11 protein-coding genes are annotated in these 12897 nt (G+C 73.3%); 6 read left to right on the top strand and 5 right to left on the bottom strand.

Annotated features, from left to right (window positions below):
- The first annotated feature begins 75 nt into the window (after window positions 1–75).
- Entirely contained in the window at window positions 76–630 is a 555-nt protein-coding gene (locus AB0898_RS00335) for a DinB family protein (protein ID WP_366800558.1), read from the top strand.
- A gap of 81 nt (window positions 631–711) precedes the next feature.
- Here AB0898_RS00335 and AB0898_RS00330 read toward each other — a convergent pair whose 3' ends face one another.
- Window positions 712–2118 carry a glutamate decarboxylase gene (locus AB0898_RS00330; RefSeq protein WP_366800557.1) on the bottom strand — a complete coding sequence of 469 codons (1407 nt, stop codon included), beginning with the start codon at window positions 2116–2118 and terminating at the stop codon, window positions 712–714.
- Between the two features lie 23 nt (window positions 2119–2141).
- Window positions 2142–3425, bottom strand: a complete 1284-nt coding sequence (locus AB0898_RS00325) for an ion channel protein (RefSeq protein ID WP_366800556.1) — start codon at window positions 3423–3425, stop codon at window positions 2142–2144.
- A 121-nt stretch (window positions 3426–3546) separates the two neighbouring features.
- Between AB0898_RS00325 and AB0898_RS00320 the strand changes: the two genes are divergently transcribed.
- Window positions 3547–4347 carry a MerR family transcriptional regulator gene (locus AB0898_RS00320; protein ID WP_366800555.1) on the top strand — a complete coding sequence of 267 codons (801 nt, stop codon included), beginning with the start codon at window positions 3547–3549 and terminating at the stop codon, window positions 4345–4347.
- A 33-nt stretch (window positions 4348–4380) separates the two neighbouring features.
- On the opposite strand, the gene AB0898_RS00315 is transcribed toward AB0898_RS00320, so the two are convergent.
- Window positions 4381–4746: a YbjQ family protein gene (locus tag AB0898_RS00315; RefSeq protein ID WP_161149100.1), complete on the bottom strand. Its 366-nt coding sequence runs from the start codon at window positions 4744–4746 to the stop codon at window positions 4381–4383.
- A gap of 141 nt (window positions 4747–4887) precedes the next feature.
- Between AB0898_RS00315 and AB0898_RS00310 the strand changes: the two genes are divergently transcribed.
- Window positions 4888–5913, top strand: coding sequence for a VTT domain-containing protein (locus tag AB0898_RS00310; RefSeq protein WP_366800554.1), 1026 nt, complete (start codon window positions 4888–4890; stop codon window positions 5911–5913).
- A gap of 26 nt (window positions 5914–5939) precedes the next feature.
- On the opposite strand, the gene AB0898_RS00305 is transcribed toward AB0898_RS00310, so the two are convergent.
- Window positions 5940–7592 (bottom strand): threonine/serine exporter family protein, encoded by a 1653-nt coding sequence (locus tag AB0898_RS00305; protein ID WP_366800553.1) that lies wholly within the window; start codon window positions 7590–7592, stop codon window positions 5940–5942.
- A gap of 118 nt (window positions 7593–7710) precedes the next feature.
- A complete protein-coding gene (locus tag AB0898_RS00300; protein WP_018547987.1) occupies window positions 7711–8202 on the bottom strand; it encodes an inorganic diphosphatase in 492 nt (163 codons plus the stop codon).
- A gap of 124 nt (window positions 8203–8326) precedes the next feature.
- Between AB0898_RS00300 and dacB the strand changes: the two genes are divergently transcribed.
- From dacB to tilS, 3 genes are all read left to right on the top strand, one after another.
- Window positions 8327–9910, top strand: a complete 1584-nt coding sequence (gene dacB / locus AB0898_RS00295) for a D-alanyl-D-alanine carboxypeptidase/D-alanyl-D-alanine-endopeptidase (RefSeq protein WP_366800552.1) — start codon at window positions 8327–8329, stop codon at window positions 9908–9910.
- Window positions 9911–10513: 603 nt separating this feature from the next.
- Window positions 10514–11614 (top strand): zinc-dependent metalloprotease, encoded by a 1101-nt coding sequence (locus AB0898_RS00290; protein WP_366801027.1) that lies wholly within the window; start codon window positions 10514–10516, stop codon window positions 11612–11614.
- A 214-nt stretch (window positions 11615–11828) separates the two neighbouring features.
- Window positions 11829–12896: a tRNA lysidine(34) synthetase TilS gene (gene tilS / locus AB0898_RS00285; RefSeq protein ID WP_366800551.1), complete on the top strand. Its 1068-nt coding sequence runs from the start codon at window positions 11829–11831 to the stop codon at window positions 12894–12896.
- Window position 12897 lies beyond the last annotated feature (1 nt).

Here is a 12897-nt window from a genome sequence, read left to right as displayed (position 1 = left end):
TGGCCTCGATGGTCCGTAGCGTCGTGTCGTGTCGGGGCAACCGCCCCGGAGAAGCCCGGGGAAGGGTGGGCCGTCGTGGTCACGCACGTACGAGCCGAGGAGCGGGGCGACGAGCGCGGAGCGCTGCTGGCGTTCCTGGAGGAGCAGCGCGGCGGCATCCGCCGGGCCGTGCTGGGGCTGACCGAGGAGCAGGCGCGCTCCCGGCCGAGCGCGAGCGAGCTGTCGCTCGGCGGACTGCTCAAGCACGTCGTGGAGATGGAGCAGAGCTGGATCGCCCGGGCCCGCCGGGAGCCGCCCGCGATCCACCGGGACGAGTCCAACTGGCACGAGTGTTTCCGGCTCCTGGAGGGCGAGACGGTCGCCGCTCAGCTCGCGTACTGGGAGGAGGTCGCGGCCGGCACGGAGAAGCGGATCCGCTCCGCGCCGAGCCTGGACGACACCTTCCCGCTGCCCGAGGCCCCCTGGTTCCCGCCGGACGAGCGGGTCTCGCTGCGCTGGGTGTGTCTGCATCTGATCCGCGAGACCGCCCGGCACGCGGGCCACGCCGACATCGTCCGCGAGTCGCTGGACGGCAGGACGGCCTTCGAACTGGTCGCCCTGGAGCGGCAGCGGGGCGAACAGGCCGGGTGAGCGCCGTACGGCACCCGGCCCGGTCCCGCCACCACTGACGGCACCCCCGTCGACGGCACCCCGTCAGCGGTGGACCCCGTCTCAGTGGTGGAACCCCGTCGCCGCCCCCTTGTCCCGCGTCGCCGGCCGCTCCTGCCGCCGCAGCCCGGGCAGTTCGCGCGTCAGGTCCGCCAGGAACAGGTCCGCAAGGTCGTGGGAGAAGCCGTTGCGGCAGACCACCCGCAGCACCGACAGGTCCTCCCGGTCGGGCGGGAAGGTGTACGCCGGGACCAGCCAGCCGTGCTCGCGCATCCGCCGGGAGACGTCGAACACGTCGTACGACGTGACGTGGCCGGCGGTGGTGAACGCGAACGCGGGCAGCTGGTCGCCCCGGGTGAGCAGGCGGAAGTCGCCCAACGCCTCGATGCGGTCGGCCAGTTGGCGGGCCACGTCGCGGGTGGACTGCTGGACCGCGCGATAGCCCTCGTGGCCCAGGCGCAGGAACATGTAGTACTGCGCGACCACCTGCGCGCCGGGGCGGGAGAAGTTGAGCGCGAAGGTGGGCATGTCGCCGCCGAGGTAGTTCACCCGGAAGACCAGCTCCTCCGGCAGCGCCTCGGAGTCGCGCCACAGCGCCCAGCCGACCCCGGGGTAGACCAGGCCGTACTTGTGGCCCGAGGTGTTGATGGAGGCCACGCGCGGCAGCCGGAAGTCCCAGACCAGACCGGGGTCCAGGAAGGGGGCGATCATGCCGCCGGAGGCGCCGTCGACGTGGACCGGGACGTCGAGCCCCGTGCGTTCCTGGAGGGCGTCCAGTTCGGCGCACAGCTCGGCGATCGGCTCGTAGGAGCCGTCGAAGGTGGAGCCGAGGACGCCCACGACCCCGATGGTGTTCTCGTCGCACAGCGCGGCCGCCTCGCGCGGGCCCAGGTGGAAGCGGTCGCCCTCCATGGGGACGGTGCGCGCCTCGACCTCCCAGAAGTCGCAGAACTTCTCCCAGCACACCTGGACGTTGACGCCCATGACGAGATTGGGGCGCGCGCCCGGATACCGGTCGGCGTTCCTCTTCGACCAGCGCCGCTTGAGCGCCATGCCCGCGAGCATGCAGGCCTCGCTGGAGCCGGTGGTGGAGCAGCCGATGACGGACGCGGGGTCGGGCGCGTTCCACAGCTCGGCCAGCATGGCCACACAGCGCCGCTCCAGCTCGGCGGTGCGCGGGTACTCGTCCTTGTCGATCATGTTCTTGTCGGCGCACTCGGCCATCAGCACCCCGGCCTGCGGCTCCATCCAGGTGGTGACGAAGGTGGCGAGGTTGAGCCGCGCGTTGCCGTCGAGCATCAGCTCGTCGTGCACCAGCTGGTAGGCGGTGGCGGGCGGCAGCGGGGTGTCCGGCAGGCGGTGCGTGGGCGGCGCCTCGGTCATCCCGCTGACGGGGTTGGCCCCGCCGAAGAACGGGTTGACCGACACCTTCCGCTCGTCGCGCTTGCCGGAACCTTTGTGCAGAGCCATCGTCATGCCTCCATACGGGGGAATCAGCGGACCGGGGTGCCGTCCGCGTGGAGCTGCATCTGCGGCCGCCCGGTCACCAGCAGCCAGGCCGGCAGCGAGGCGACGCACAGCAGGGCGAGGAGGGCCGGCGAGGCCACCAGGACGGCGGCCGTGAACAGGCTCACCCAGCCCTGCCGGGTGATCGCCAGGAGCATGCCCAGCACACCGGAGGCCACGCCCAGCGAGGGCTGCACCGCCGGGACCAGCGCGTGCGCGCACAGCCCCAGCGCGGCCCCCACGAACACGGCGGGGAAGATCCGCCCGCCCCGGAAACCGGACGACGCGGCGACGACCAGCGCGGCCGCCTTCACCACCGCCAGCACGGCGTACTGCCCGGCCGTACGGCCGTCCGGGTCACGGGCCAGCTCCGCGACCTCGGCCAGCCCCTTGAACAGCGTCAGATGGCCGCCCGCCGCCGCGAGCGCGCCGAGCACCACCCCGCCCGCCGGGAGCATCAGCATCGGGTGCCGCAGCCGCCGGAAGGCCCGGTGGACGTACGGGAAGACGTACACCGCGCCGAGGCCGAGCAGCGCCGCCGCCGAGGCCACCGCCATGGCGGCGGGCACGTCGGCCCAGCCGGGGCGGCCGAAGGGCGGCAGGCCGAGGTCGAAGGTCGGCTTCGCCACCAGGGTCGTCGTCATGGCGCCGAACGCGGCGGCGGTCAGCGGCGCGAACAGGTTGTCCCAGAGCCGTCCGGGCAGCGGGCGCGCGGTCAGCGCCTCGGAGATGACCAGCGCCGCCGCCACCGGCGTGCCGAACAGCGCCCCGATCGTGCCCGCCTCGGCCAGCGTCGGCCACAGCGGGCCGGGCAGCCTCGGCAGGAAGCGGCTGCCCAGCCACATGGCGAGGCCGACGTTCACGGCGATGATCGGGTTCTCCGGGCCGAGGCTCGGACCGCCGGCCAGCATCAGCGCGGTCGCCACCACCAGGCCCGGCAGCACCACCGGGGGCAGCACGGGGGCGTCGAGACCGAGCGTGGCCGGATCGGGACCGGCGTGCCCCGGCACGAGCCAGACCACCAGCCCCACCGCGACACCCGTGCCGACCAGCATGACGAACATCCACGCCACCGAGTACCGGCCGATCCCCAGCGCGTCCGGCAGCGGCCCCCACAGCACGTGCTGGAGCCGCTCCGCCGCCGCGCTCACCCCGACGAAGACCAGGCTCGCGACCACCCCCACCAGCACGGCGGGCAGGATCAACGGGAGCAGGGCACGCGCCGGGGCCGGGAAGCTCGGGCGCGGCTGCCGCGCGGTGTCCTGGGCCACGGGCACACGATAAGCGGATCAAGCGGACACAACATCCCGAACGGAACCGGGCTTGCACCTCACGCGACGTGAGGCACGAGCGTGTTCCCCGGGCGGTGACATACGACGACGGGAGCGGGACGTGGGGTACTCGGTGGGGCAGGTCTCGGGGTTCGCCGGGGTCACGGTGCGGGCCCTGCACCACTGGGACGAGATCGGACTGCTGGTCCCCGGCGAGCGCACCCACGCCGGGCACCGGCGCTACACCGACGCGGACCTCGACCGGCTCCAGCGCATCCTCTTCTACCGGGAACTCGGCTTCCCCCTGGACGAGGTCGCCGTCCTGCTCGACGACCCCGACGCGGACCCGCGTACGCATCTGCGCCGGCAGCACGAGCTGCTCACCGCCCGGATCGAGAGGCTGCGGCAGATGGCCGCGGCCGTGGAACACGCCATGGAGGCACGCAGGATGGGCATCGACCTCACCCCGGAGGAACGGTTCGAGGTGTTCGGGGACAAGGACCCTGGGAGTTACGCGGAGGAGGCGGAACAGCGCTGGGGCTGCACCGAGGCGTACGCCGAGTCGCAGCGCCGCGCCGCCCGCTACACCAAGGACGACTGGAAGCGCATGAAGGCCGAGGTGGACGACTGGTCCGCCCGCTACGCCGCCCTCATGGCCGGGGGCGAGCCGCCCGCCGGCGAGGCCGCGCTCGCCATGGCGGAGGAGCACCGCCTCCACATCGACCGCTGGTTCTACCCCTGCCCGCCCGCCATGCACCGCTGCCTGGGCGAGATGTACGTCGCCGACGAGCGCTTCAAGGCGTTCTACGACTCGATGCGCCCGGGCCTCGCCGAGCACCTGAACGCGGCGATCGCCGCGAACGCGGAGCGGCGCGAGCGGGAGGACGCGGGAGAGGACGCGGGGGACGGCGCGGGGGAGTAGCCCGCACGCGGTCCTGCCGGTCCTGGCCCGGTGTCACTCCCGGGCCAGGACCACCGCCGTGCCGTACGCGCACACCTCGGTGCCGAGGTCGGCCGCCTCCGTGACGTCGAAGCGGAACGCCACCACCGCGTTGGCACCCCGCGCGCGTGCCTGCTCCACCAGGCGTTCCATGGCCTGGTTGCGGGTCTGCACCAGCGTCTTGGTGAGCCCCTTCAGCTCGCCGCCGATCATCGACTTCAGCCCGGCGCCGATCTGGCTGCCCAGATGCCGCGACCTGACGGTGAGGCCGAAGACCTCGCCGAGCACGCGCTCCACCCGGCGTCCGGGCACGTCGTTCGCCGTCACGACCAGTACGTCCGGCTCGGGCCCCTGGCCGCCGCCGTAGTCATCGAGTCCCATGACCCACAGCTTTGCCCCAGTCGCCCCACAGTGCATTCTGGAACCGCCGGTGGAACCTGGGCCGGTCACGACGCGTTGATAGCTTTGTGCGGCCGCACATGACGCCACAGCCGCCCTCACCCCTCAGGAGCCCGGACCGTTATGACTCTTGCACTGGGCCCGAGCTGGCTCGATCCCAACCATCTGCTGAACACCTACGGCATCTGGGGTCTGCTGCTCGTCGTCTTCGCGGAATCGGGTCTGCTGATCGGGTTCTTCCTGCCCGGTGACTCGCTGCTGTTCACCTGCGGACTGCTGATCACCTCCGGGGACCTGGACTTCCCGCTGTGGGGCGCGATCGCCCTCATCTGCGTCGCCGCGATCCTCGGCGACCAGGCGGGCTACATGTTCGGCAAGAAGGTCGGTCCGTCGCTCTTCAACCGCCCCGACTCGACCCTGTTCAAGCAGGAGAACGTCGTCAAGGCGCACGAGTTCTTCGAGAAGTACGGCCCCAAGTCCCTGGTCCTGGCCCGCTTCGTGCCCGTGGTGCGCACCTTCACGCCGATCATCGCGGGCGTCAGCGGGATGAAGTACCGCTCGTTCCTGATCTTCAACGTCATCGGCGGCATCCTGTGGGGCGCGGGCGTCACCCTGCTCGGCTCCTGGCTCGGCAACATCGCGCTCGTCAAGGACAACATCGAGGCGATGCTCATCCTGATCGTCCTCATCTCGGTCGTCCCGATCGCCATCGAGTTCCTGCGCGCCCGCTCCAAGGACAAGAAGGCCCGCGCCGAACGCGCCGGGCAGCCCGAGCAGCCCGAGCCCGTCCAGGCCGAGCGCCGGCAGCAGTCGTACCCGCAGCCCCCGGCCATGGACGACGCCACCACGCGCCTGCGCCGCATCGAGCCCGAGCCGCACGAGCAGCCCTACGAGCAGCCCCGCCACCCCGAGCAGCAGTACTGGCCGCAGGACTACGGCCGGCAGCAGCCGCAGCCGGCGTACGGCAACCAGCCGAACCAGCCCTACGGCAACGGCGGTTACCCCGACCAGGGCGGCTACGGACAGCAGGGCGGCCAGCAGCCGTACTACGGCCAGCCGCAGCAGCCGCAGCAGTACGACGGCCAGGGCTACGACGGCCAGCAGCAGTACCCCTACGGCTACGACCAGGGCGGCCACCGCGCCCCCTGACCGGGGACGCGCGGCGGGCCGGGGTCTCAGAAGCCCCTGGTCCGCTTCGCCGCCCGGCGCTTGGTCGCCGAGCCGACCCGCAGGAACAGCCGGAAGAGCTCCGAACCCAGGTTGACGCCGATCGCGATGGCCATGGCGAGCGAGACCGCCTTGGCCAGCGACACCAGTCCCTTGTCGATCTCGTTCTGCGCGATGGACAGCAGCCCGAAATAGGTCGCCGAACCGGGCAGCAGCGGACCGATCGCCGCCGTCGTGAACGGCAGCGCGGACGCGAACTGATAGCGCGACATCAGCTGTCCGAACAGCCCCACCAGACCCGCCGCCACGGCCGTCGAGGCCACCGGCGAGAAACCCCCGGTGATGTGCATCGCGCCGTACACCGACCAGGCCACACCGCCGTTGAGCGTCACCCACAGGACCGTCGCGCGCTCCTGCTGGAGGAGGATCGCGAAGGTGAACGACAGCACCATGGAGGCCGCGATCTGCAGCAGCGGCCGCTGCGAGATGTGCAGCGCGGTGTCCGGGTTGAGCCGGCCGCCGATCTGCACGCCGAAGTACAGGACCGTCAGCACGCCGATGACGATGCCGACGAAGAAGTACATGACTTCGAGCAGCCGCGCGGACGCTGTGATGTAGAAGCCCGTCAGGCCGTCCTGGACGCCCGCCACCAGCGCCCGTCCGGGCAGCAGCGCGAAGAGTCCACCGGTGACCACCGCCGACGCCTTCAGGTCCACGTGCGCCAGCGCGAACGCCACACCGATCGCGGCGGGCGGCATCGCGGCCACCGTGAACTGGTAGAACTCCGGCAGCCCGCGCCCCGCGCACAGCCACGCCAGCCGGTCGCCGAGCATCGCGCCGACCGCCGCCGCGACGAACACGATGACGTCACCGCCGACCAGGACCGAGGCCGCGCCCGCGAGCAGACCGCTGGCCAGGGTCAGCGCCCAGCCGGGGTAGGGGTGCCGGTTGCGCCGTATCTCCGCGAGCCGGCCGTACGCCTCCTCCAGGGAGACGTGCGCCTCGGCGTCCGTCAGGTCGTCCACCAGGCGGAAGACGGCCGCCAGCCGGGTGTAGTCGGTGCCGCGCCTGCGGACCGTGCGCGAGGCGGTCACCGGGTCCTCGACCAGGGACGGCTGGTAGGAGATCGACAGCAGCGTGAAGGTGACGGTCGGCTCGCAGCGGTCCAGGCCGTAGGAGCGGCACACCGCGAACATCGCGGCCTCCACGTCCTCCGCGCCCTCGCCGCCCGCGAGCAGCAACTCGCCGATACGCAGGGTCAGGTCGAGCACGCGCGGGACGGCCGGGCCGTCCTCCTCGGCGCGCGCCATCGGCTCAAGGGCGGGGCGGTCGGCCACCGGCATGCGCAGCATGGTGCGCATCCGGTCCTGCCACGGGGCGTCCGTGATCAGCGTGAGCATCGGGACGCCGGTCGCCGGGGTGAAGGCCGGCGGGGCGTGCTTCGCGCTGTAGGTGTGCGGGGTGTTGAACGCCGAGCCCTCCGGCTCGGGGGCGGGCGGCTGCGGGGTCTCCAGGCCCTTCGGCAGGGAGAACTCCGAGGTCGTCTCGGACTCGCTGCCGCGCTCCAGGTCGAGCCCCTCCGGAATGGCGAACTCGGACGTGATCTCCGGGTCGTACCGCGCCTCGTCCGACCGGGGCTTGCGGTCCTCCGCCTCCGACACCTCACACCGCTTCCTGAACGACGCATTCCGTTAGCTTCAGTATGCGCATGATCACGCGAGCGGGCCGCGTCGCCCCCTGCCGGGGTGACGCGGCCCGCTCGTGGGAAAACCGGCCAGGTCAGTGGCCGCCGGTCTCCTTGAATCGCTTGTACGACCGCTCGATCTCCGCCTCGGCGTCCGTACGGCCCACCCAGTTGGCACCCTCGACCGACTTGCCGGGCTCCAGGTCCTTGTAGACCTCGAAGAAGTGCTGGATCTCCAGGCGGTCGAACTCCGACACGTGGTGGATGTCGCGCAGGTGCTCCACACGCGGGTCGGTCGCCGGGACGCACAGCAGCTTGTCGTCGCCGCCGGCCTCGTCCGTCATACGGAACATGCCGATCGCGCGGCACTTGATGAGGCAGCCCGGGAAGGTCGGCTCGTCAAGAATGACCAGCGCGTCCAGCGGGTCGCCGTCCTCGCCGAGAGTGTTCTCGACGAAGCCGTAGTCGGTCGGGTAGGCGGTCGAGGTGAAGAGGCGACGGTCCAGGCGGATACGACCGGTCTCGTGGTCCACCTCGTACTTGTTCCGCGAACCCTTCGGGATCTCGATCGTGACGTCGAACTCCACCGGTGGCTCCTCCATGATCAGGACATAGTTCTGGTGATTAAGTGTCCCTCACGCAGGAGTGTGATCGCGAAAGGGGCTGGTGGTCGTGCCGGAGCTGAGACCTTGGCGAGCCGTAGGACCGCAGGTGGCACGGCTCGCGAACACCCTGCGGCCCCCTCTGGCGCGCGCGACGGCGGCCGCACGACCGCGGATCGCGCGGTTGACGGACGCCGTACGGACCGCGGCACCCCGCCCGGCCCGGACGCCCAACGCCCGGACCCTGCGGTACACCGCGGGCGCCGCCACCGCGGGAATCGCGCTGGCCGCCGCAGCGGTGGCCCTCGCCGGTCCCTGGGACGCCACCGGTCAGCGTACGGCCGAGCGGGACCGGGCCGTCGCCCTGGAGCGTCCGGGTGGCGCAGATCACGGTGGTACGGACGTCTCGGCGGGCGCCGCCGGGACCGCGCCGAGCGCTCCGCCCGTCCTCACCGCACTGGGCGGCGCCGCCGCGGGCGCGCACACCGGCAAGGCCCCGGGGAAGGCTCCCGGGCAGGACCCCGCCAAGGGCGGCAAGCCGCTCGCGGAGGTCCTGGACCCCCTCCTGGACGCCTCCGCGCTCTCCGCCGGGCACGCGGGGGCCGTCGTCGACATGAGCACCGGGAAGCGGCTCTACGGCGCCGACGGCGACAAGGCGCTCACGCCCGCCTCCACCACGAAGATCGCCACCGCCGTGGCCGCGCTGTCCGCCCTCGGCCCCGACCACCGCCTCACCACCCGCACCGCGCTCGAACCCGACACCCGGGAACTGGTCCTGGTCGGCGGCGGCGACCCCACCCTCACCGCGCACAAGGCGCCCGGCCAGTGGGCGAGCCTGCGCACCCTGGCCCGCGACACCGCCGCCGCCCTCCAGAAGCGCGGCATCCACAAGATCACGCTCTCCTACGACACGACGCTCTTCTCCGGCCCCGTCCTGCACCCCATCGGCGTCAACGACAACCTCGCCCCCGTCACCGCCCTCGCCGCCGACGAGGGGCGCACCGACGGCTCCGACCACGGTCCCGTGACCCGGGTGGCCGACCCGGCGGCCGAGGCGGCCCGCGCCTTCGCCGGGTTCCTGAAGGACGCCGGGATCACCGCGACGGCTCCGGGTCCCTCCAAGGCCACGGGGCGTGCGAAGACCCTCGCCGCCGTCTCCTCGCCGCCGCTGTCCGACCTGGTCGAGCGGATGCTGACCAACAGCGACAACGACATCGCCGAGGCCCTGGCCCGCCAGACCGCCCTCGCCTCCGGGCGCCCGGGCAGCTTCGAGGGCGGCGCGCAGGCCATCGCCGCCCGGCTCACCAAGCTCGGGCTGCCCATGAAGGGCGCCGCCTTCCACGACGGCAGCGGCCTCAACCGCGACGACCGCCTCACGGCCGACCTCCTGACCTCGCTCCTGGCCAAGGCCGCCGACCCGGCCCGCCCCGGCCTGCGCCCGGTCCTCACCGGCCTGCCCGTCGGCGGCTTCACCGGCACCCTGGCCGAGCGCTACACCGACGGCGCCGCAGGCGTCGTCCGCGCCAAGACCGGCACGCTGACCGGCGTCAACACCCTCGCCGGCACCGTCGTCGACACCGACGGCCGCCTCCTCGCCTTCGCCTTCCTCGCCTCCGACACCACCGACCCCGACGCGGCCCAGAAAGCCCTGGACCACACGGCCTCGGCCCTGTCGGAGTGCGGCTGCGAGTAGCGCTCCGCGCGGGCGGGGGCGACCTGGTCCGGAGCCCCTGACGGCAGCGGTCCGCCTGCGGCCCGGGCGGACTTGCCGAGGCGCGGGGCGCGCGACGGCGGCTCCGGGCGGCCGGGGTGCTCCGGCCCCGGGTGCCCGACGGCTGCGCCCCGGCGGCTCACGCCGGGCGGGGCGGCCCGGGCCCGGGTGTCTCAGGGCGGCGGCTGTGGGGGACTGCGGCGCGCGGCGCCGGTCCGGCGCGGGCGGGGCCCGCGGACCGGAGTGGACGGGCGCGCTCCGAACAGGGTCCCCCAGGGGACCCGGCAGTCGCCCGCCACCCGGGCCTGTCGCCTGGCGGTGTGCCTCCGGTCCCGGGGCCACCCCGCCGGAAGCGCCCGTCCCCGTGGGACATCCGCCGCCCGTACCGGGCCGCCGGGGGCCGGGTCGTACCGGCTGTCATGTCCCGCCCACCGCGCGCCCCCGGTGCCCCACGGCACGCGCCCCGCGCACCTGTCCCGGTACCCCCGCGCACCCCACGCGGAGCCTCCGTACAGCCTGCCCGGAGGGGCGCCGCTCACGTACCGTTGACGCATGACGAGCTTCGGTGGGACCGCATCTTCCGGGATGGTCGACTGGAACCTCGCGGTGGCGACCGCGACTCGGCTCGTGCGGCCCGGGCCGGAGGTGAGCCGGGACGAGGCGCGGGCCGTCGTCGCGGAGTTGCGGCGGCACGCCAAGGCCTCGGAGGCGCACGTCCGGGGCTTCACTCGTCTGGGGACCGAGGACGTGCACGACACCCCGGTGCTCGTGGTCGACCGGCCCGGCTGGGTGCGGGCCAACGTCGCCGGGTTCCGGGAGATCCTGCGGCCCCTGCTGGAGAAGATGCAGGAGCGGCGCGGCAACGGCCCGGGCACCGCCGTCCTCGGCGCCGTCGGCGGCAAGGTGACCGGTGTCGAGCTGGGGATGCTGCTGTCGTTCCTGTCCTCGCGCGTCCTCGGGCAGTACGAGACCTTCGCCCCCGCCACCGCCGACCTCCCCGCGGCGGGCGCCCCCGGCGGCGGCCGGCTGCTGCTCGTCGCGCCGAACATCGTCCACGTGGAGCGCGAACTCGACGTGGAACCCCACGACTTCAGGCTGTGGGTGTGTCTGCACGAGGAGACCCACCGCACCCAGTTCACGGCGGTGCCCTGGCTCCGCGACCACCTGGAGGGCGAGATCCAGTCCTTCCTCGCGGAGACCGACGTCGACCCGGTGACCTTCCTCGAACGCGTCCGCGACGCCGCCCAGTCCCTCGCCGGCGGCCGCCCCGAGGGCGAGGAGGACGACGGCGGCCGCTCCCTGGTGGACCTCGTACAGACCCCCTCCCAGCGCGAGATCCTCGCCCGCCTCACCGCCGTGATGTCCCTCCTGGAGGGCCACGCCGACTTCGTCATGGACGGCGTCGGCCCCGAGGCGGTGCCCTCCGTCGCCGAGATCCGCGAGAAGTTCCAGCAGCGCCGCGCCAAGAGCGCCTCCCGCCTCGACCTCGCCCTGCGCAAACTCCTCGGCCTGGACGCCAAGCTGCGCCAGTACCGCGACGGTGAACGCTTCGTACGCGCCGTCGTCGGCGAGGTCGGCATGGACGGCTTCAACCGCGTCTGGACCTCCCCCAACACGCTGCCCACGAAGGCCGAGATCGCCCAGCCCGCCGACTGGGTCGCCCGCGTGCACGGCAGGACCGACTAGCCCGGTACGCGCCGGACACGCACACCACCGTGAACTCCCTCGAACGGACGGCGGGAAGACGGCACGCGGACGCCGTTCCTATCACCCGTCCGAGGGACCGTCAGCCATGCGTAGGCGTGCGATGCTCGGGGAAGGGCCCGCTTCTGTCACCATCGACGCACTCTGAGTGACCGAACCCGGGCTCACTCCCGAAACTCCATGAAGGGAACCGGACATGGGGCCCCACCCCGCGGTCGCGGCGATACGCCTGGCGGTCCGCCGCGTACTTCACGACGTCATCACCGAACACAGCCGCCGACCCGAGGCGGCCGCCGCCCTCGCACCGGCCGGCCGGACCGCCCGCGACCAGGGGCCGCCCGCCGACCCGGTCGCCCCCCTCGTGCTCGTCGCCTGCTCCGGCGGCGCCGACTCCATGGCCCTCGCCTCCGCCCTCGCCTTCGAGGCCCCCCGCCTCGGCGTGCGCGCGGGCGGCGTCACCGTGGACCACGGACTCCAGGAGGGCTCCGCCCTGCGCGCCGAGGAGGTCGCCCTCCGGCTGCGCGAGCTGGGCCTCGCCCCCGTCGAGTCCGTCGCCGTCAGCGTCGGCCGCGAGGGCGGCCCCGAGGCCGCCGCCCGCGACGCCCGGTACGCCGCGCTGGACGCCGCCGCCGAACGCCACGGCGCCGCCGCCGTCCTGCTCGGCCACACCCGCGACGACCAGGCCGAGACCGTCCTGCTGGGCCTCGCCCGCGGCTCCGGCATCCGCTCCCTGTCCGGGATGGCCGCGGTCTCGGGGGCCGGCGGCCGTTACCGGCGCCCCTTCCTCCAGCTCGACCGGCAGACCGCCCGCAAGGCCTGCCTGGTCCAGTCGCTGCCGGTCTGGGACGACCCGCACAACACCGACCCGGCCTACACCCGCTCCCGGCTGCGCCACGAGGGCCTGCCCGCGCTGGAGAAGGCGCTCGGCAAGGGCGTCGTGGAAGCCCTCGCGCGTACGGCCCAGCTCTCCCGCGACGACGCCGACGCCCTCGACGCCTGGGCCGGCCAGGCCGAGTCCTCCGTACGGGACGATTCGGGCCTGCTGGAGTGCGCCAAGCTCTACGCGCTGCCCCCCGCCGTGCGCCGCCGGGTGCTGCGCCGGGCGGCCATCGAGGCGGGCGCTCCGGCCGGTTCGCTCTTCGCCCGGCACATCGAGGAAGTCGACCGTCTGATCACCGGCTGGCGGGGTCAGGGGGCCATCAACCTGCCCGGCAAGGTCGTCGCCCAGCGTCAGGGTGGCAGACTGGTGATTCGGCAAGGCTAAA

It is taken from the genome of Streptomyces sp. NPDC005435 (genome assembly GCF_040703155.1).
Taxonomy (GTDB): domain Bacteria; phylum Actinomycetota; class Actinomycetes; order Streptomycetales; family Streptomycetaceae; genus Streptomyces.
Note: the sequence above shows the minus strand (reverse complement) of the source record. Positions and strands in the feature narration are given on the sequence as shown.